The sequence below is a fragment of the Streptomyces sp. NBC_00669 genome (assembly GCF_036226785.1).
Lineage (GTDB): Bacteria > Actinomycetota > Actinomycetes > Streptomycetales > Streptomycetaceae > Actinacidiphila.
The window spans coordinates 7,375,337-7,393,677 of sequence record NZ_CP109018.1 but is presented as its reverse complement, the minus strand read 5'-3'; the positions used below and the strand labels follow the sequence as shown (position 1 = coordinate 7,393,677).

14 protein-coding genes and 1 pseudogene are annotated in these 18,341 nt (G+C 74.4%); 10 read left to right on the top strand and 5 right to left on the bottom strand.

The window, feature by feature from the left end:
- Nucleotides 1-11 precede the first annotated feature (11 nt).
- The 4 genes and pseudogenes from OG896_RS31140 to OG896_RS31125 all read left to right on the top strand — a co-directional run bounded on the left by OG896_RS31140 (nucleotide 12) and on the right by OG896_RS31125 (nucleotide 3,556).
- Nucleotides 12-515, top strand: a complete 504-nt coding sequence (locus OG896_RS31140) for a DUF6907 domain-containing protein (RefSeq protein WP_329370664.1) — start codon at nucleotides 12-14, stop codon at nucleotides 513-515.
- A gap of 121 nt (nucleotides 516-636) precedes the next feature.
- Entirely contained in the window at nucleotides 637-1,473 is an 837-nt protein-coding gene (locus OG896_RS31135; RefSeq protein WP_329370662.1) for a class I SAM-dependent methyltransferase, read from the top strand.
- Nucleotides 1,474-1,556: 83 nt separating this feature from the next.
- Nucleotides 1,557-2,114: pseudogene (locus OG896_RS31130) on the top strand (SigE family RNA polymerase sigma factor); the annotation flags it as partial.
- Nucleotides 2,115-2,656: 542 nt separating this feature from the next.
- Entirely contained in the window at nucleotides 2,657-3,556 is a 900-nt protein-coding gene (locus tag OG896_RS31125) for a hypothetical protein (RefSeq protein WP_329370660.1), read from the top strand.
- 203 nt (nucleotides 3,557-3,759) lie between these two features.
- Here the strand turns inward: OG896_RS31125 and OG896_RS31120 are convergent, their stop codons facing one another.
- Complete coding sequence (locus OG896_RS31120; RefSeq protein WP_329370658.1) at nucleotides 3,760-4,965, bottom strand: hypothetical protein; 1,206 nt, start codon at nucleotides 4,963-4,965, stop codon at nucleotides 3,760-3,762.
- A 133-nt stretch (nucleotides 4,966-5,098) separates the two neighbouring features.
- The gene (locus tag OG896_RS31115) at nucleotides 5,099-6,031 is read right to left on the bottom strand and encodes a 5-dehydro-4-deoxyglucarate dehydratase (protein ID WP_329370656.1); all 933 of its coding nucleotides are present in this window, start codon (nucleotides 6,029-6,031) and stop codon (nucleotides 5,099-5,101) included.
- Nucleotides 6,032-6,315: 284 nt separating this feature from the next.
- Here OG896_RS31115 and OG896_RS31110 point away from each other — a divergent pair, with 284 nt between their 5' ends.
- The 4 genes from OG896_RS31110 (at nucleotide 6,316) to OG896_RS31095 (ending at nucleotide 10,441) form a co-directional block, all read left to right on the top strand.
- Nucleotides 6,316-7,161 (top strand): NAD-dependent epimerase/dehydratase family protein, encoded by an 846-nt coding sequence (locus tag OG896_RS31110; protein WP_329370655.1) that lies wholly within the window; start codon nucleotides 6,316-6,318, stop codon nucleotides 7,159-7,161.
- A 223-nt stretch (nucleotides 7,162-7,384) separates the two neighbouring features.
- Nucleotides 7,385-7,996 (top strand): hypothetical protein, encoded by a 612-nt coding sequence (locus OG896_RS31105; protein WP_329370653.1) that lies wholly within the window; start codon nucleotides 7,385-7,387, stop codon nucleotides 7,994-7,996.
- Nucleotides 7,997-8,255: 259 nt separating this feature from the next.
- A complete protein-coding gene (locus tag OG896_RS31100) occupies nucleotides 8,256-9,539 on the top strand; it encodes a TerD family protein (protein WP_329370651.1) in 1,284 nt (427 codons plus the stop codon).
- A 257-nt stretch (nucleotides 9,540-9,796) separates the two neighbouring features.
- Entirely contained in the window at nucleotides 9,797-10,441 is a 645-nt protein-coding gene (locus OG896_RS31095; RefSeq protein WP_329370649.1) for an HNH endonuclease family protein, read from the top strand.
- 153 nt (nucleotides 10,442-10,594) lie between these two features.
- Here OG896_RS31095 and OG896_RS31090 read toward each other — a convergent pair whose 3' ends face one another.
- The gene (locus OG896_RS31090) at nucleotides 10,595-11,683 is read right to left on the bottom strand and encodes a zinc-binding dehydrogenase (RefSeq protein WP_329370647.1); all 1,089 of its coding nucleotides are present in this window, start codon (nucleotides 11,681-11,683) and stop codon (nucleotides 10,595-10,597) included.
- Nucleotides 11,684-11,921: 238 nt separating this feature from the next.
- On the opposite strand from OG896_RS31090, the gene OG896_RS31085 reads away from it, so the two are divergent.
- Nucleotides 11,922-12,746, top strand: a complete 825-nt coding sequence (locus OG896_RS31085) for a TetR/AcrR family transcriptional regulator (RefSeq protein WP_329370645.1) — start codon at nucleotides 11,922-11,924, stop codon at nucleotides 12,744-12,746.
- On the opposite strand, the gene OG896_RS31080 is transcribed toward OG896_RS31085, so the two are convergent.
- Nucleotides 12,743-14,293 carry a hypothetical protein gene (locus OG896_RS31080; protein ID WP_329370644.1) on the bottom strand — a complete coding sequence of 517 codons (1,551 nt, stop codon included), beginning with the start codon at nucleotides 14,291-14,293 and terminating at the stop codon, nucleotides 12,743-12,745. The genes OG896_RS31085 and OG896_RS31080 overlap by 4 nt on opposite strands.
- Before the next feature lie 455 nt (nucleotides 14,294-14,748).
- Between OG896_RS31080 and OG896_RS31075 the strand changes: the two genes are divergently transcribed.
- The gene (locus OG896_RS31075; protein WP_329370643.1) at nucleotides 14,749-16,638 is read left to right on the top strand and encodes an ATP-binding cassette domain-containing protein; all 1,890 of its coding nucleotides are present in this window, start codon (nucleotides 14,749-14,751) and stop codon (nucleotides 16,636-16,638) included.
- Here OG896_RS31075 and OG896_RS31070 read toward each other — a convergent pair.
- Nucleotides 16,616-17,998: an aminotransferase class V-fold PLP-dependent enzyme gene (locus tag OG896_RS31070; RefSeq protein ID WP_329370642.1), complete on the bottom strand. Its 1,383-nt coding sequence runs from the start codon at nucleotides 17,996-17,998 to the stop codon at nucleotides 16,616-16,618. The genes OG896_RS31075 and OG896_RS31070 overlap by 23 nt on opposite strands.
- Nucleotides 17,999-18,341 lie beyond the last annotated feature (343 nt).

The window sequence follows — 18,341 nt, the reverse complement described above, 5'->3', positions numbered from 1 at the left end:
CAAGGAACGAGATGCAGACCCGTAAGACCTCTTCCGCAACGACCGAACCCTCGGCCTTACCCACCGCGCCCCGGCGGTGGACCCTCACCGACACGGACGGGCGCACCCTCACCGGGCATCTGCCCGCGTGGGCCGGGGACGACCCGAGCGAGCACAACGTGCCCCCCGGTGCCTGGGAGGACCGGCTCGCCGACATCCACCTCACCCGGCACTTCCCGGGACGCACGGTCCCCGTCTACTGCGCCACCAGCCCGGCCCCGGGACCCGTCGCCGAGGAAGCCTTCTCCTGCACGCTCGACTGCAACCCGCACGCCGAAGCACCCGAACCCCGCACCCCGCTGGTCAACCTGCACCTGTGCGGGGACAGTTGGCTCACCGACCTCGGCCCGCAGGACCTGACCCGGCTCGCCGCCACGTTCCGCTGGGTCGCGAACCGCCTCGACCAGGAAGTCCGCCCCGCCCTGGTGGACGCGCAAGAGGACTGGGCCAGGCACGCCGATGCCGACCCGCAGTGAAGTGAGCCTGTGGCGTCGGGCGCGAGGGGCACGGGTAACCGCGTCCGCCGGCGGCGCGCCGCAACGGGTGCGACGGACAAAGGTGCCCGCGGGGGGAGGGGGGCGCCGTAGATTCGGGGGTATGGCTACCGACACCGCGGGCGAGGCCCGAACCGATCGTGACGGCCCCTACGATCCCGCTCTGATCGCGCGACGCGCGAGGTCCTTCGGGGCGGCGGCGACCGCCTATGCCGCGCACCGGCCCGACTACCCCGTGAACGGGGTGAAGTGGGCGCTGGAACCGGCGCTGGCCAGTGGACTGGGGGCGGAGGGTGGGACGTTGGACGTGCTGGACCTGGGCGCCGGCACGGGGAAGTTGAGCGCGGTGGCGGCCGGGCTCGGGCACAGGGTGACCGCGGTGGAGCCGGACCCGGAGATGCTCGGCGAACTGCGTTCGTACCTGCCGAAGTTGACGACGCATCAGGCAGGCGCGGAGGAGATCCCGTTGGCGGACGCGTCCGTGGACGCGGTGATTGTCGGGCAGGCGCTGCACTGGTTCGACCAGAGCCGCGCGCTGCCCGAGATCAGCAGGGTGCTGCGGCCCGGTGGGGTGCTCGCCGCACTGTGGAACGCCGACGACGACCGGGTGGAGTGGATCGCCGGCCTCGGCAAGGTGGCGCTCAGCCGTACGTCGTTCATCGACTGGAGCCCGGGGCGCGGCATCCAGCCGTACCCGGAGCTGTTCCCGGTCGAGCACGCGTACTTCCCGCACCGGCAGCGCCGCACCGCCGACTCGCTGGTCGACACGATCGCGACCCACTCGCACGCGCTGACCCTCGAACCGGGCGAGCGCGCGGAGTTGATCGAGAGAATCCGCGCGTACCTGCGCTCCCGCCCGGAGACCGCGAGCGGCGAGTTCGACCTGGAGATCATCACCCGCGTCGAGCGGTCGGGGAGGCGCGAAATCGCCGGTTCCTGACCTCTGCCCACGGCCCTGTCCCGCTGCTACGCTCTCGCCGCGCCGTGGCGGGGAGGTCCGGGCAGGAAGAGGTGACCGTGGGCATGTCCGTCGAGCACGGCGGCGGGGCCGACGACGACGCGGCCGCATTCCACGCGTTCTTCGAGCGGCACTACGCCGAACTCGCCCGCCTCGCCCACCTGTTGACGGGTGAGGCGGACGCGGCCGACGATCTCGCGGCGGACGCGCTGGTGGCGCTGTGGCGGCACTGGGACCGGGTGCAGGGCGCCGACCACCCGGCGGCGTACGCGCGGGGCGTGGTGGCCAACCTGGCGCGCTCGCGCATCCGCAGCGCGGTCCGGGAGCGGCGCCGGGTCGCCCTGTTCTGGTCCCAGCGCACCGAACGGGTCGTGGAGCAGCCCGACGTGCCCGCGGTGCTGGACCTGCGCGAGGCGCTCCAGCGGCTGCCGTTCCGCAAACGGGCGTGCGTGGTGCTGCGGCACGCGTTCGACCTGTCGGAAAAGGACACGGCCGAGGCGCTGGGCATCTCGGTGGGCACCGTGAAGAGCCAGACCTCGCGCGGGGTGGCGGAGTTGGAGCGGCTGCTGGCCCAGCCTGCCGAGGCGCCGGCGGCACCGCACGGCCCGGACCCGGTGACGGGCCGGCCGACGGCGGCGGTCGCCCTGTCCGGCGGTGCGCCGGATGCCGGCCCGGCCGCGCCCGGTGCGCCGGCGCCGCGCGCCCCGGCCCCCGCGCCCGCACCGGCGCCCACCGTCGGCGGCCGGCTCGCCGCGGCCGGCGGCGTGCACACCGGTCAACCACCTCCCACCGGAGGGGCGTTCGGCCCGCCCGCGGAAGCAACTGCGGCACCGATGACCGCGGCCGTGGCGACCGCGGCAGCATCGGAGGCGGCGACAGCAACGGCCACGGCTACGGCAACACCCGCGGACGACGCAGCCGACGCCGCGCCGGGCACCACCCTCCTGGTCGACCAACCACCCTCCGCAACAGGCGAGTTGGCCTCCGTCGGCTCGGACGGTGAAGCGCCCGCCGGGGGGCGGCGGGGCCGTACGGGGGGAAGTGCGGCGGCCGGCGGGAGCGCTCCCGCGGCGGGGGCCGACGCGGAACGAAGCGCGACGGCGCGGATACTGGGGTCGACGAATCCCGCGACACGCCCGCGTACGCACACGGGACGGGGAATGTGATGGCCCAACTGCCGCAACTGCCGCAACGCCTGCGCGAGGCGGCGGACGCGCACCGGCCGGACCGCGAACGGATGCTGGCCCGGGTGGAGCGCGCGATCGCCACGCCCGACTGCGAGCCGGCCGACCTGGCCGCGGCCACGGCGGCCACGGCGGCGGCGCGGGAGCACTCCCCCGCCGCCTGGATGCGGGTCACCGCGGTGGCGGCGGCCGTGGCCGGCGCGATCGCCATCGGCGGCCTCGCGGTGGGCGCGGTCGGCGGCGACGGCACGCCGGGGCGGGACGCGGTGACATCCGGCGCCGCGACCTCCGGGCAACCGGAGCCGCAGCCCGCGGAGTCGGCCACCTCCGGTTCCGCCGCCCGCTCCCGCACGACCGAGAAGCACGCGCGGCCCGGCCACTCCGCGCCGAGCACCCGGCACACCCCCGGCCACACCTCGGGCTCGGCCGCCGGCCCGACGTCCGGCAGCGCGAGCGGCGCGCCCGCGGCCCCCGGCGGCTCCACCCCGTCCGCGCCCGCCGCCGGCAGCGGCGGTGTGACGTCCAACGGAAGCGTCGACCCGAACAGCAACCCGTACTGGACCGAGGACGACGTCAACCTCACCAGCACGGTGGCGCTCACCTCGCTCACCGTGGAGCTGCGCGTCTCCGGCCGGTCGGGCGGGGTCAGCGACAACAGCTCCTACACCTCGGCGACCGGGATCACCACCACGGTCTCGACGAGCGGCGGCGACCTGGTCTACCGCTGGACGCTCAACCCCGACCAGACGCTGCCGCCGGGCACGTACACGTTCGCGGGCCAGTTCAACCACGCCTCGCGCGACCGCACCACCACGGCCGACCGCTACACCGTCACCGCCGGCGGCGCCGCCGGACCGGCCTCGTCCAGCGGCGCCTTCTGAGCGTCCGGTGTCCGGTTGCGACATCGGCCGGAAATATTTGTACCGCCACGGCAACCCCCCGCGCCCCGGTGGCGACTTGGGTACGCACGGACCCTCCTGCCCCAGCCGGGGGCGGAGGTTCCGGGGCGCGGCGGTACCCCCATGATCGCCGCGCCCCGGAAGACACCCCGGAAGACGCCCCGGGAGCCGTGCCGGGTACGGCGCTACGGCCGCAGCGCCGCCCGTACCGCCCCGAGGTCCGCGTCACTCGCCAGCCCCGCGTGGTAGAGCCGCAGTTCCGTGGCACCCAGTTCCGCGGCGTGCGCCGCGTCGGAGGCGAGGGTGCGGGGGCTGCCGCCCATGCCGGCCACGACCGTGAAGTTCGCGGCGAGCACCGTGTGTTCGCGGCGGTGCGCGGCGAGCGGCGCGAGGACCGCCTCGCGCGCGGCCGGCCCGCCGGTGCAGGGCAGTACCAGACCGTCGGCGTGGCCGAGGATGTGCGCGGGATCGACGCCGGCGTTGGCCCCGCAGCGGTACGGCACCGGGTCGGCGTGCATCAGCACCTGGAAGCCGGGCCCGGCCGCCGCCCGGACCGCGGCGATCGCCTCGGCCTGGAGCGAACCGGCCGTGCGGGTACGCCAGTTCAACGTCAGCGCGGTGAACTCGGCACCCAGCAGCCGCTCGATACCGTCCGCTCCGCTGCCCGATCCGGCGTCCGTTCCGGTGTCGGTGGCGCCGCCCGCCCAGGCGGGTGCGAGCGCGGCGCGGACCGCGGCGGCGAGCCGGTCCGGATCGGCGCCGAGCCCGGCGTACCCTTCGCGGCAGTGCGGGCAGAAGCAGAGCGACATCAGGTACTGGGCCGCGTCGCCGAGCGGCACGCCGCCGATCTTGTCGTGGGCGTGCAGGTGCGCCAGGCCGTACCAGCCGAGGGATTCCAGCTCGGTGCCGCGGGCGCCGGGCCGGGGCGCGGCTTCGGCGGCCAGCTCCACCAGGTAGGCGCGGACCGCGGGTTGGGCGATGCACGGCGCCCACGGATAGCGGTCGCCGTACGCGTTGACCACGCTGGTGTCCGGATGTTCGGCGCCCATACGGGAGTTGTGGGCGAGCACCACCCAGGTGTGCACGTCGAGCCCCGCGGCCGCCAGCGCCGCCGCGGCCGTGCCGTAGGCGTCCTGGTCTCCGTCCGTCCAGGTGCCCGCGGGATACGGGCGCAGGGCGTGCGACCGCCAGCGCTCGGCGTCGGGCGGGTAGAGCACGGCGGCGTGCTCGGCGGTGACGACGCGGCGCCCGGGGTGGCGCGGGGTCAGGGCGCGGGTGGAGTGGTAGGCGGAGGCGAGGGTGACCTGGCGGACGCCGAGCGCGGCGACCCGGTCGGCGGCGGCCGGGTCGCCGACGACGTCCCAGGGGTAGAGGAAGGCGGAGGTCTTCATGGCGGCGGCCGTGGCGGCGGGCGGACCGGCGGAGGGCTCGCCGGCGGCGGACGGGCCGGCGGAGGATCGGCCGGCGGCGGATCGGCCGGCGGGCACGGATGGACCCGCGGCGGGCGTGTCGGCGGCGGCCATGTCAGTGCTCGCCGACCAGTGCCAGGCCGCGCTCGATGAGTTCGCCCAGTTCCTTGACGTGCGCCGGGGCGGGCTCGGACAGCGGCGGCCGTACCTCGCCGACGTCCAGACCCCGCAGCCGTACGCCCGCCTTGACCAGCGAGACCGCGTAACCCCGGCCTTGGTTGCGGAGGTTGACCAGCGGGCGGTAGAAGCCGTCGAGCAGCTTGCCGACGGTGGCGTCGTCGCCGGTGGTGAGCGCGCGGTGGAAGGCGAGCGCGATCTCGGGCGAGAAGGCGTACACCGCCGAGGAGTAGAGGGTCACACCGATGCCGCGGTAGGCGAGGCCGGTGAGTTCGGCGGTGGGCAGGCCGTTGAAGTACAGGAAGTCGTGGCCGGGCAGCTCGGTGCGGACGGTGCTGATGATCCGCTGCATCAGGTCGAGGTCGCCGATCCCGTCCTTGAGGCCGATGATGTTCGGCACCCGGGCGAGCGCGACCACGGTCTCGGGGGTGAAGACGGCGTTGTCGCGCTGGTAGACGATGACGTCCAGGCCGGTGCCCGCGGCGAGCGCCGTGTAGTGGCGCAGCAGCCCCTCCTGGTCGGCCAGCACCAGGTAGGGCGGCATGGCGAGCAGTCCGTCGGCGCCGGCCCGTTCGGCGACGGCGGCGTACTGCAGGGCGAGCGCGGTGCCGTATCCGGCGCCGGCCACCACCGGCACCCGGCCGGCCGCCTCCTCGACGGCCGCGGCCACGCAGGCGCCGAACTCCTCGGGGGCCAGCGCGTGGAACTCGCCCGTGCCGCAGCAGACGAAGGCGGCCGCCGCTCCGGCCTCGACGCCCTGCCGGACATGGGCGCGGAAGGCGTCGAGGTCCAGCGAGCCGTCCGCGTCGAACGCCGTCACGGGAAAGAACAGCAGACCGTCAAGTCGCTCGGCGAGTGCGGGCGAGGTCATCGGGGGTCCCCCTCGGAGCCGGTGGGCGTGATGTGCGCCCTCGTGAATCATGTCTATATTCATGAACGCTGCCACGCTAGGCGAGGTTCCCGGCGCGGGTCAAGCGAGCGCGCAGTCCGCGAAACGCGCGTCAAGCGACGCAAGTCGTCTATGTATCTGAACTGCATTCATGGATATACTCCTCGGGTCACGCCCGCACCGCCCGCACCAGCGGTGCCCCCGGCAGCCGGGTGCACCGCCCGGAGCCACCGCCCGAAGCCCGTCGTCGAACCAGGAGGACCACCATGCCCGCTCCTCGTACCGTCCTGCTCACCGGCGCCGCCGGCGGCCTGGGCACCCTGATGCGCGGCCTGCTGCCGTCATACGGCTACGACCTGCGGCTCTTCGACGTCCAGCCGATCGAGCCGGTGCCGGGCGAGCCCGAGGGGCGCACGGCGATCACCGCCGACCTCGCCGACCGCGACGCGCTGCGCGCGGCTGTGCGCGGGGTGGACGCGGTGCTGCACCTGGCCGGCATCTCGCTGGAGTCCACCTTCGACAAGATCCTGGCGGCGAACATCCAGGGCACGCACAACCTCTACGAGGCGGTCCGCGAGGAAGGGCTCCGCACCGGGAGCGCGGCGCCCCGGGTCGTCTTCGCCTCCAGCAACCACGCGGTCGGCTTCACCCCGCGCCCGCAGGACGGCGACCCGCTGATCCCGGTCGACACGCCGCGCCGCCCCGACACCTTCTACGGGCTGTCCAAGTGCTTCGGGGAGGACCTCGCCCAGCTCTACGCCGACCTGCACGGCATCGACACCGTCTCGGTCCGGATCGGCTCCTGCTTCCCCGAGCCGGCGAACGTGCGGATGCTGTCGGTCTGGATGAGCCCCGCCGACGGCGCCCGGCTCTTCCACGCGGCCCTGGGCGCGGGCACCCCCGGGCACACCGTCGTCTACGGCTCCTCCGCCAACACCCGCCTGTGGTGGGACCTCGGGTCGGCGCGGGCGCTGGGCTACGAACCGCAGGACGACTCCGAGGTGTTCGCCGCGCGACTCGTCGCCGAGCAGGGCGAGTTGGACCCGGACAACCCCGCGCAGGCGAACCTCGGCGGCGCCTTCTGCACGGACCCGCCGATCTGGCCGCACTGACCGGGCGGAGCCCGGGCCGCGCCGGGCGCGGGGACGGTTCGATCGGCACGGTGAGGACGGCTCGCCCGGTGCCGCGGGGACGGTTCGCCCGGTGCGGCGGATATCCCCCATGTACCCACCTGTTCCAGGGAGTCCGCCGATGTCCTACGGTTCCGGAGTCAGGTCGCGGTCGAACGGACCACCCGGTACGAGCGCGACGCCCGCCCGTCGGAACAGGACTCCCATGATCAACATGAAGAAGGGCGACGCCCCCGTCTCGCTCGCCAAGTCCCCCGGAATCACCGCCCGGATGCGCTGGGACAGCAGTACGGACTACGACCTGCACGCCCTGATACTGAGAACGAACGGCACCGTCGAGCACGTCGCCACCTTCGGCGCCGACGACGTCCCGCCGCAGATGAGCACCGCCGACGGGGCGGTCAAGCACCTGGGCGACGTCGGCCGCGATCACCAGGGCACGGCCGAGGAGATCATCGAGATCGCCCTCAACGACACGATCCGCGCGGTGGTGCCGGTGGCGTACTCGGCGCAGTCCAACGGCACCGGCTCGTTCTTCCGCTACGGCGTCACCCTGGAGATCGACAACGGGACGGCCGGCGACAGGGTCGTCATCGCGGCGGAGAACGCCAGTGACGACGACCTGGTGTACACCTGCGTGCCCGGCATGATCGAGAACACCCCGGACGCCGTGGTCGTCCACGCCCTGGAGCTGTACTCGAGCCCCGACTCCGAGAGCCGGCCGACGCTGCGGCTCCAGCGCGGCGGCCTCATGCGCAAGGGGCCGGAGGAGGTCAGGGTGGTCATGGACAAGGGGCCCTGGAACCACCACAAGTAGCACCCTGCCGACGGGCGCGCCGGGACACCCGCGCCCGTCACCGGGGCGGGCGGGTCCGCCCGGGCACGTGGGCGGGTGCGGACGAGGGTGTCGGCGCGGTGGCACCGGACGCGGCCCGACGGACCGGGTGCGGACATGCCGGACACGGGCCCCGTCGATACGGGCGAGGCCGCAGGTGCGGGAGGAACGGCGGCCCCGCCCGGCCGCCCGGCCATGGAACCGTGACGAGGGATTTGTCGTTACCTAGGACATGACCGCAATGACGCCTGGCTCGAATGTGCCGCTCTCCGTACCCCGAGTGGTGGTGGACGTCTCCGCACCGGTGCGGCTCGACGTCTCGGGTCTGCTCCTGACCGCTGACGGCAAGGTGCGCTCGGACGACGACTTCGTCTTCTACAACCAGCCCGAGGGCCCCGGGGTGGCCCACCACTCGGGCGGCCGCTCCGCGCCCGACTCGATCGAGGTCGACACCGCGGCGGTGCCCGCCGAGATCGACAAGATCGTGGTGACCGCCAGCATCGACGGCGGCGGCGTCTTCGCCGGCACCACCCCGACCGCGACCGTCCGCGGCAGCGACGGCTCCGTGGTCGCCACGTTCGAGCCGTCCGGGCTCGGCCCGGAGACGGCGCTGGTCGTCGTCGAGGTCTACCGGCGCGGCGGCGCCTGGAAGGTCCGCGCGGTGGGCCAGGGGTACGCGAACGGGCTGGCCGGGATCGCCACCGACTTCGGGGTGAGCGTCGAGGAGCCCGCGGCCCCGGCCGCGCAGCCGGTCGCACCCCCCGCTCCCGCGGCTCCGCCCGCCGCGCCGTCCGCACCGCCCGCGCCCCCGGCGGCTTTCGGCGCGCCCCCTTCCGGCCCGCCCGCCGCGCACCTGCCGCCGCCGCCCGCGGGCGCGCCCGCCGCGCAGTTCCCGCCGCCGCCCGCGGCGACGCCGCCGGCTCCCCCGGCGGCCGCGCCCGGCGCCGGCAAGATCAGCCTCGACAAGGGCCGGGTGAACCTGCAGAAGAACCAGTCGGTCTCGCTGGTCAAGGCGGGCCGCCCGGTGCTGTCGACGGTCAAGATGGGGCTGGGCTGGGAGCCCGCGTTCGGCAGCCGGGCCATCGACCTGGACGCCTCGGTCATCGTCTACGGGCCGCAGCGCGAGCACCTCGCCACCTGCTACTTCGGCAAGTTGAGCGTCCTGGGCGGCGCGGTCCAGCACGCCGGGGACAACCTGACCGGCGCCGGCTCCGGCGACGACGAGGTCATCTCCATCAACCTCGGCGCGCTCCCGGCGAACGCCACCGGCCTGGTCTTCACCGTCAACTCCTACAGCGGGCAGAAGTTCAACAAGGTCGCGAAGGCGTACTGCCGGCTCTTCGACGCCGTCACCGGCGAGGAGATGGTGCGCTTCGACCTCACCCACGGGGAGGCGCGGCGCGGGGTGCTGATGGCCAAGATGGTCAAGCAGAACTCCGGCGAGTGGGAGATGACGGCGCTCGGCACCTTCGCGGACGGCCGCACCGCGAAGGCGATGGTCGAGCCGGGCGCGGCCGCGCTCTAGCAGCACGACGGGAGGGGCGCCGACCGCGCGCCCCGACCCCGGATCGGCTGCCGCAACTCCGCGGCAGGGCCCTCGCGTTCGAACACACGGCCCGGTTCCCGTACGGAACCGGGCCGTTTCCATGCCGTCAGCGAACAAAATGTCATGGTCACCTAAAATTTACCGACGGCTGTCTACCCGCATAGACCGGAGACCGGGACGCTGGAGGGGCAACTCCCCCGCACCTTCCGACCCTCTAGTCACGGGAGCGCTCAGCCATGCCCAAAACCCGTCTCCTGCGCGGCATTTGCGCGTCAGCCGGGGCCGTCGTGCTCGCGGCCACGATCCTCCTCACCGGCAGCGGCACGGCGCAGGCCGCGCTGCCGACGCCCATCGCCGCCTCCACGGCGCGCACGTACCTCTCCGAGATGACCGCGACGCCCGAGACGCACGCGTCGACGTACGACCGCAGCCTCTTCCCGACCTGGATCACGATCTCCGGGACCTGCGACACCCGGGAGTACGTCATCAAGCGGGACGGCTCCGGCGTCGTGACCGACAGCGCCTGCAAGGCCACTTCCGGCAGTTGGACCAGCCCGTACGACGGTGTCACGACCACCGATCCGTCGACCTTCGACATCGACCACCTCGTGCCGCTCTCCGAGGCGTGGGACTCCGGCGCGTGGGCGTGGACCACCGCGCAGCGCCAGGCGTTCGCCAACGACACCACCCGCCCCCAACTCGTCGCGGTCTCCGCGCACTCCAACCGCTCCAAGGGTGACGACGACCCGGCGGAGTGGCTGCCCCAGGCGTCTTACCAGTGCACCTACCTGCGCGCGTACGTGCAGGTCAAGCACTACTACGGCCTGTCCGTGGACAGCGCGGAGAAGTCCGCGATCAGCTCGGTCCTGAACGGCTGCTAGCCGTAACGTTCCGCCTCGGCGGCGGCCGACCGGAACGTTCCGCCTCCCTCACCACGGGGGGAGGGAGGCGGAAGCCCGGGGGCGGGGTCCCGCGGGGCCGGCGCGGCGCGGGCCCCGCCCCGGTCGCCCCCGGTCAGGACGGCTCGCGCCCGGTCAGGACAGGTCGGTGATGACCACGCGCGCGGTCGTGCCGTCCTTCAGCGCCTCGTAGCCCTCCTCGATGTCGGCCAGGCCGATCTCCTTGGAGACCAGGTCGTCGAGGTTCATCCGGCCCTGGAGGTACATCGAGGCGTAGAACGGGATGTCCCGCTTGAGGTGGGAGGACCCCATGTAGACGCCCTGCACCTTCTGCGAGCCGCCCAGCGCCGCCATCGTGGAGACCTCGACGCCCGCGTCGTTGCCGGCGACACCGATGAGGTAGAGGCCGCCGCCGCTGCCGAGCATCCGCAGGCCCTGCGCCGTCACCGGGCGGGCGCCGACGAAGTCGAACACGTGGTGGGCGCCCCCGCCGGTGATGTCGCGGACCGCCTCGACCGGGTCCGTCTCGCGGGAGTTGACGACGTGCGTGGCGCCGAAGGCCCTGGCGCGCTCCAGCTTGCCGTCCTCGATGTCGGTCACGATGATCTTCCCGGCGCCGGCGAGCCGGGCGCCGCTGACCGCGTTCATGCCGACACCGCCGGCGCCCATCACCACGACGGTCTCGCCGTGCTGGACGTTCGCGCTGTTCAGCACGGCGCCGGCGCCGGTGAGCACGCCGCAGCCGATGAGCGCGGCGGGCGCCCAGGGCATCTCGTCGGGTATGACGGCGAGTTGGTTCTCGTGGACGAGCGTCTCCTGGGCGAAGCCGCCCAGGCCCATGCCCTGCGCGACCGGAGCGCCGTTCCAGGACAGCCGGGGCGCCTCTTCGGGGGCGCGCAGCGTGTGCTCGGGGTGCAGGCAGATGTGCGTACGACCGCTGAGGCAGTTCACGCAGGAGCCGCAGTACTGGATCAGGCTGCCGACGACATGGTCGCCGGTCTTCACCTGCGTGACGTCCGGACCGGTCGCGGTGACGACGCCCGCCACCTCGTGGCCGAGCACGACGGGGAACTCGCCGCCGATGAAGGTGGCGACGCTGAGGTCGGAGTGGCACAGGCCGGAGGCCCGTACCTGGACGCGGACCTCGTGCCCGATCGGGGCGGCGAGCTCGACCTCCTCGACGACGAAACCCTGCCCCAGGCCCTTGGTGACGGATGCCTTCATGATGGTGCTTCTTTCGTGTGCGGACCGTCGGAGCCGCCGGGTGGGCGGCACCGGGAAGTAGGCCGCGCGGGGCCGGTGGGCTCGGCGAGTGTCGGCGCGGACGCGGTCGATGGGGCGCCCCCGCGAAGTGGTCGCAGGCAGCGCCGCCATGTTCGAAGTGTGGCACCGATGAGCCGAAAAGAAAAGAGACACCTGTCGATCAGTGCTTGTCAGGTACGGTGCGGGCTACACTCCTGGTATGCCGGAGCCCTTGCCGCACACGCCTTCGCAGCCGTCGCAGCCGCCGCGAGCCTCGGAGTCCTCGCAGCGCCCTCGACCCTCGGCGTCCTCGCCGCCCGGCGCCGAAAGCCCCGCCCCCGAGGGTTCCGCCGCCGAGGGTTCCGCCGCCGCGGGCCCAGCCGCGGATACCGTCGCCGCGGATACCGTCGACGTCCGGGTGCTGCGGACCCGGCAGCGGCTGCGCGAGGCCGTGCTGCTGCTGGCGTCGCGGCAACCGGTGGAGGAGATCGCGGTGGCGGACCTGGTGCGCGCCGCGCGGGTCAACCGCACCACCTTCTACAAGCACGCCGCGAGCCCCGCGCACGTCCTCGAGGAGGTGCTGTACGCGGAGCTGGACCGCATCCGGGCGAACTGGATCGCCGACACCGTCGCCGCCCGGCTGCCCGCGGACGAGATCTGGGAGCGCGCGTCCAACGAACTGGCCGACCACCTGGAGCGCCACGACGCCCTGTACACCGCGGGGCTCGCCGGGCAGCGCAGCGCGATCCTGTACCGCCTGCTCGTCGATCACTTCACCGCGTCCGTGCACGCCCTCCTCGCACGCGACCCGCATCTCCTGCCCGACGGCGAGGGGTCCGTCGCCTGGCGCACCGAGGCCCACAGCCGCTTCGTGGCCCACGGCGAGGCCGGCGTCGTCGAGGCGTGGATCTCCCTGCCCGCGCCCCGCGACCGCCGGCTGTTCGTCTCGGCGGTCGCCGCCGCACTGCCCGCCTGGCTCGTACCCGGCGCACCCGCCTCCCGGCCCGGGGCGCGCACCCCGGAGCCGGGGACCGAAAAGCCCTAGTTCCGGGAGCGGGAGCGGGCCTTGAAGGCTGCCTTGCGGGAGGCTTTGGCGGTGGAGCGGTCGGGGTGGAGGCGGCCGATCGCTTCGAGGACGGCGGCGGTGGCGGGGTGCTCGACGCGCCAGGCGTCGGCGAAGAACTCCTCGTGCCGGGCGACGAGTTCGGTGATGAGGGCGGCGAGTTCGTCGGAGTCGCCGTCGGCGGCGAGCTGGGCCGCGACGGTGTCGATGGTGAGCCAGTAGACCATGTCGGTGGTGGGCGAGGGGACGTCGGGCGCGTGCCGCTCGGTGAGCCAGACCCGGGCGAGCCCGCCGAGGTGCGGGTCGTCGAGGACGTCGCGGACCGCCGGTTCGGCCTCGGCGCCGAGCACCGCGAGCACCTGCTGGCAGACCAGCCGCCGGGTGGGTCCGTCCGCGCCATCCCCCTTCGCGGCGGCGAGCAACTCCGCTGCCGCGGCGGCCGGTTCGCGCCGGGCGAGCCACGCCTCCGCCTCGATCCGCACCGCGTGGTCCGGGTAGGAGCCGAGCGCGCCCAGCAGCTCGTCCGCGCCGGCCTCCGCGAGGTCACCGAGCACGGGCGCGTACGCCCCCGCGTCGGCGAGCCGCTCGCGCACGCCGTACACGCCGAGCGGGGTCAGCCGGACCGCGCCGTAGCGGGCGATCTCGTCGTCGTCCGGCTCGCCCAGCGCCGCGGCGCCCTCGTCGTCGGCCTCCTCGATCAGCGCCTCGTCCATCGGCGTGTACGCCACCAGGCCGGTGGCCTCCAGCAGCCGGAAGTGCTCGTCCAGCCGCAGCATGACGGCGGTGACCTCTTCGAGGACGGCCTCGCTGGGCTGCTCCATCTCGTCGGGGAGCACCAAGGAGGCCGCGAGCACGGGCAGCGGCACGGCCCGGCCGTCCCGCGCACCGTCCCCGTCCGCACCTGCGGGCTCCGCGCTCGCTCCCCCGGTCTCCGCGTCCGCCACCTCCAGCGCCGACAGCGCGTACAGGTTGACCAGTGCCGCGTCGAGGAGTTCGGCCTCCTCCTCGGCCTCCCGGTCGGCCTCCTCCGGGCTGATCGCCTCGCCGTCGCCGTCCGGGTCCCCGAGCAGGTTGTCGTAGTCGGGCGCGGTGGTCTCGGCCAGCGCGCACTCCAGCGCGCCGAGCCACAGGTCGAGCACGTCGTACGGGTCCGCGCCGTCCGCCGCGCCACCCTGGCCGATCCGCGCGTACACCTCACCGGGCACCGCCTGCCCGGCCGCCTCACCGGGCGGGGTGGACTCCTCGGCCTCCTCCTCGATCTCCAGCACGAGCAGCCCGGTGTCCACGGCAACGCCCCACGCCTGCAAGGCGTCGAGCGGTCCCTCGTCACCGGTCAGGCCCAACGCCTGCACGGCGGAGGTGAGTTCGTCGTCCAGCAGTTCACCCATGCCGTCGACACGGCGCTGCTCCCCGGCCCACCGGGTCAGCCGCAGCGCGCGGTCCAGCAGCGGCGCGGCCAGCGCCTGCCGGGCGAGCACGTCCGCGGGCAGCAGCCGTACCGGTGGCAGGGCAAGGGGACTTGCGGACATCGTGCGGGCTCCCATTCGGCTGAGAGGGCGAGGATACGGGCAACACGGCGGCGCGGCGCACCGCCGCGACGGCCCGCGCCGGCGGCCACCCGGGCCCGGCAGGTTCGGCTGCGGCGCGGAACGGCCGCGCGGGACCAGCGTATTGCGACGGCGCCGCATCCCCGTACCCGCGAGTCGGCGGATCGTCGACGGCCCGCAGTATTCATCCATCCGCGGGACACCGTTCACCGCGCCTCCGGTGACCCGGGCCCGTACGCCGCCGCCCGGCACCGCACCTTACGGCCGTCAGGACCGTCGCCGGCCCGCTGTCTCCGGGCCGGCCACCGGCCCGGCTCGCGTACGCTACGTGCCGCCCGGGGGTAGGCGTCCGCACGGAGTGCGGGACCGGACTCCGGGACGGGACCGCGGGACCGGGAAGCGGAACCGGACGGCGGGCGAGGCGCGAGGCGGGCGGCATGGGCGACGCGGGTGGCATGGTCGACACGGGCGGGGGCGGCGCGATGGGCGGCACGGGCCGTACCGGCGGGATCGGTCTCGAGGTGGCGGCGTACGGCGTGGGGCAGCGGGTGCGCGGCGGGCGGGAGACGCTGAGCGGGGTGCACCTGGCGGTCGCGCCCGGCGAGGTGCTGGCGCTGGCCGGCGGCAGCGGGTCGGGCAAGACCACCCTGCTGGAGATCCTGGCCGGCATCCGGCTGCCCTCGCGTGGCCGGGTGCTGCACGACGGCGCCGACCCGGCGGGGCTGCGGCCCGCGCTGGGCTACCTGCCGCACGGCAACGTCATGCACGAGGACCTCCCGCTGGTGCGGGCGCTGTCGTACGCGGCGCGGCTGCGGATGCCGGCGGCGGCCGGCGCGGAGCGGCGTGCCGCGGCGGTGGACGGCGCGATGGCCGCGGTCGGGCTGTCCGCGCGGGCCACCCAGCGGGTGCGGACGCTGAGCGAGGGCGAGCGGCGCAGGGCCTGTATCGCGGTGGAGTTGCTGACCCGGCCGCGGGTGCTGTTCCTGGACGAGCCGACCACCGGGCTCGACCCGGCGACCGGCGCCGAACTCATGCGGACCCTGCGGGACTTGGCCGGCGAGGGGGTGACGGTCGTGCTGACCACGCACGCACCCGCCGACCTCGCCCGCTGCGACCGGGTGCTCTTCCTCACCCCCGACGGCCACCCCGGCTACCTGGGTCGCCCGCAGGACCTGACGCAGGCGTTCGCGGTGCCCACGGTCGAGGAGGTGTACGCGGCGGTGGCCCGCCGGGGCGCGCGGGAGCTGCCGGAGCTGCCCGAACCCGGCTTTGTGGCAAGGGAGTTGCCGGCCCAGTCCGCCGGCCGAACGTCGGACCCGGGCCTGGCCACGGACCCGGACCTGAACCTGGACCCGCACCACAACCCGAACCTCGACCCGAAGCTCAGCCCGGACCTCGGCCCGAAGCTCAGCCCGGACCCGGACCCTCCTCGGCCGCTCGGCGCGGTCGGCCAGTGGTGGCTGCTGACCCGCCGCAGCACCGAGTTGATGCTGCGCAGCCGGTTGACCGCCGCCGTCGTGGTGGGTTCACCGGTGGTGATCGCCGCGATGTTCGCGCTGCTCTTCCGCCCGGGCGCCTTCGACCCGGCCGCGCCCAGCCCGGGTTCCGCGGCGATGATCCTGTTCTGGATCGCGTTCGGCGGCTTCTTCTTCGGGCTGACCTACGGCCTGCTCCAGGTCAGTACGGAACTGCCGGTGGTGCGCAGGGAGCGGCTCACCGCGCTGCGGCTGGGACCGTACCTGCTGTCGAAGGCCGCGCTGCTGATGCCGGTGCTGGCCGGGGCGGACGCGCTGCTGCTCGCGGTGCTGCGCGGCCTCGACCGGCTGCCGGCGGCCGGCTGGGGCACGTACGGCTCGCTGTTCACCACGGTGCTGCTGGCGTCGGCCGCCGCGCTGGCGCTCGGGCTGCTGGCGTCGGCGTCGGTGGCCGAGCCGCAGCAGGCGACGCTGATGCTGCCGCTGCTGTGCTTCCCGCAGGTGCTGTTCTCCGGCGCCTTCGTGCCGGTGCCGCAAATGGCGTGGGCCGGGCGGGTGTTGAGCGCGGCGATGACCAACCGGTGGGCGTTCGAGGGGCTGGGCGGCGGCATCGGTCTGCCGGGGCTGTGGGCGCACGGCTCCTCGCCGCTGGGCCCGCCGCTGCTGGCGTCGTACGGGAACTCGTTCGGGCGCGCGGTGTGGGTGGACTGGCTGCTGCTGGCGGGGTTCACCGCGCTGTTCCTGGCCGGCGCGTGGGCGGTGCTGGCCGGCCGGTGCCGTACCGTCGGCCGGCCGGCGCCCCGAGCGGCCCCGGTGCCCGCGGTCGCGCTCAGCACACCAGCCGGGGGCTGAGTCCGCCCGGGTCCGGGGTGCGGTCGCGATAGCCGGTGGCCACGAAGTCCAGGAATGCCTCGACGTCCGCGCGGCTGGAGGACAGGCCGAGGGAGACCCGGACCGCGCCGCCGGAGGGCAGGCCGAGCCGGCCGAGGTAGTCGTCGATGGTGCCGGTGGCGGTGCGCACCGCGCCGCCCAGGGTGTGCCGGTCGATCGCGAACGCGGCCTCCCCGGTGCCGGGGTTGCAGAAGCAGCCGGTGCGCAGCGAGATCCGGCGGGCGGCGCTGTCACGGGCGACGATCCGCTCGTCGACGACCGTCCCGGCCGGGTCGAGCAGGTTGAGTGCCACGGTGCCGCCGCGGTCCTCGGTGTCGGGCGGGCCGTAGACGCGGGCCAGCGGTCCGCCGCCGGAGTGCCGCAGCGCGGCCAGCCCGGTCAGCAACTCCGCGGTGAGCGCGGTGACATGGCGGTGGATCGTGTCGGTGCCGATCGCGCGTACCCAGTCCAGGCCGAACTCGATGTCCGGAATGCTCAGGTAGTTGACGGTGCCGTCCTCGAACGCGGCCTCCCCGTCGGCCATGTGGTGCCACTGGCCCTGCGCGCTCGCGACGTGGATGGTGCCACCGGAGAACCAGGGGCGGCGCAGCCGGGCGAGCGCGTCCCGGCGGGCGAGCAGGCAGCCGACGCCGGTCGGGTAGCCGAAGACCTTGTACCAGCTCACCGCGACGAAGTCCGGGTGCACCGCGGACAGGTCCAGGTGGTTGGTCGGCACGTAGGCGGCCGCGTCGAGCAGCACGTCCCAACCCGCCGCCTTCGCCCGGGTGACCCACTCCAGCGAGTGCCGTACGCCGCTGAAGTTGCTCTGCGCCGGGTACGCCAGCAGGCCGCCGCCCGGCGGCGGGGTGGCCAGCACCGCGTCCATCGCCTCCGCGTCCACGCCGAGACGAGGTGCCCGCAGCGGTACGTAGACCGTGTCGGCACCGCGGCTTCTGGCGTACTCCCGCAGGCCGTTGACCGAGTTGTGGTTGTCCAGCGTCAGCACCAACCGGGTGCCCGGTGCGAACGGGTACGCCTCGCCGACGAGCCGGCACGCCCCGGTCGCGTTCGCGGTGAACACGACCGCGTACTCGGATGGGTCCGCGTCGAAGTGGGCCAGTACCCTGCGTCTCGCGCGCTCCACGAGTTCGCCCGAGGCCGCGGAGGCGGGGCTGACGGAGTGGGGGTTGCCGTAGCAGCCGGTCGTGATGCGTTCCGCGTGGGCCCACAGTTGGGCCCGCGCGGGCAGGCCCGCACCCGTGTGGTCCAGGTACACGTGGCCGCCCTCGTCCAGGTAGCGGTATCCGTCGGCCGCGGTGCGCAAAGCGTCGATCGAGTACATCCCCCGACCACCGTCCTTCCCCTCAGGGTTCCCTTTCCACGATGACGGCCCGACGAACACGGGTGGCTTGCCGCCGGGCTGAACCGGGCGACGCGCCGTGGTGGCGGACCCCCGCGGGTCGTGCGCGGCACGGCACGCTCCGCGCCACCGGCCGGTGGTCCGGCGACCCCGCCGCGGGCGCCTGGCCGGCGGCCCGGCTCAGCCCGGCTCGTGGCTGAGCGCGCAGTTCCCCGCGCCCCTGGGTCGGTGCGGGTCTCCCGCGGAATGCCCGCACCCCCAAACGGCGCGAGGGCGGCGGCGTGGACGATTTCACGTTCATTCGTGTGGTAATCACGCCGCGAAT

What these genes read in the sequence shown, in the direction of transcription:
- OG896_RS31140 (WP_329370664.1), top strand. Translation starts at nt 12, where the DNA reads ATGCAGACCCGTAAGACCTCTTCCGCAACGACCGAACCCTCGGCCTTA.
- OG896_RS31135 (WP_329370662.1), top strand. Translation starts at nt 637, where the DNA reads ATGGCTACCGACACCGCGGGCGAGGCCCGAACCGATCGTGACGGCCCC.
- OG896_RS31125 (WP_329370660.1), top strand. Translation starts at nt 2,657, where the DNA reads ATGGCCCAACTGCCGCAACTGCCGCAACGCCTGCGCGAGGCGGCGGAC.
- OG896_RS31120 (WP_329370658.1), bottom strand. Translation starts at nt 4,965, where the DNA reads ATGAAGACCTCCGCCTTCCTCTACCCCTGGGACGTCGTCGGCGACCCG.
- OG896_RS31115 (WP_329370656.1), bottom strand. Translation starts at nt 6,031, where the DNA reads ATGACCTCGCCCGCACTCGCCGAGCGACTTGACGGTCTGCTGTTCTTT.
- OG896_RS31110 (WP_329370655.1), top strand. Translation starts at nt 6,316, where the DNA reads ATGCCCGCTCCTCGTACCGTCCTGCTCACCGGCGCCGCCGGCGGCCTG.
- OG896_RS31105 (WP_329370653.1), top strand. Translation starts at nt 7,385, where the DNA reads ATGATCAACATGAAGAAGGGCGACGCCCCCGTCTCGCTCGCCAAGTCC.
- OG896_RS31100 (WP_329370651.1), top strand. Translation starts at nt 8,256, where the DNA reads ATGACGCCTGGCTCGAATGTGCCGCTCTCCGTACCCCGAGTGGTGGTG.
- OG896_RS31095 (WP_329370649.1), top strand. Translation starts at nt 9,797, where the DNA reads ATGCCCAAAACCCGTCTCCTGCGCGGCATTTGCGCGTCAGCCGGGGCC.
- OG896_RS31090 (WP_329370647.1), bottom strand. Translation starts at nt 11,683, where the DNA reads ATGAAGGCATCCGTCACCAAGGGCCTGGGGCAGGGTTTCGTCGTCGAG.
- OG896_RS31085 (WP_329370645.1), top strand. Translation starts at nt 11,922, where the DNA reads ATGCCGGAGCCCTTGCCGCACACGCCTTCGCAGCCGTCGCAGCCGCCG.
- OG896_RS31080 (WP_329370644.1), bottom strand. Translation starts at nt 14,293, where the DNA reads ATGTCCGCAAGTCCCCTTGCCCTGCCACCGGTACGGCTGCTGCCCGCG.
- OG896_RS31075 (WP_329370643.1), top strand. Translation starts at nt 14,749, where the DNA reads ATGGGCGACGCGGGTGGCATGGTCGACACGGGCGGGGGCGGCGCGATG.
- OG896_RS31070 (WP_329370642.1), bottom strand. Translation starts at nt 17,998, where the DNA reads ATGTACTCGATCGACGCTTTGCGCACCGCGGCCGACGGATACCGCTAC.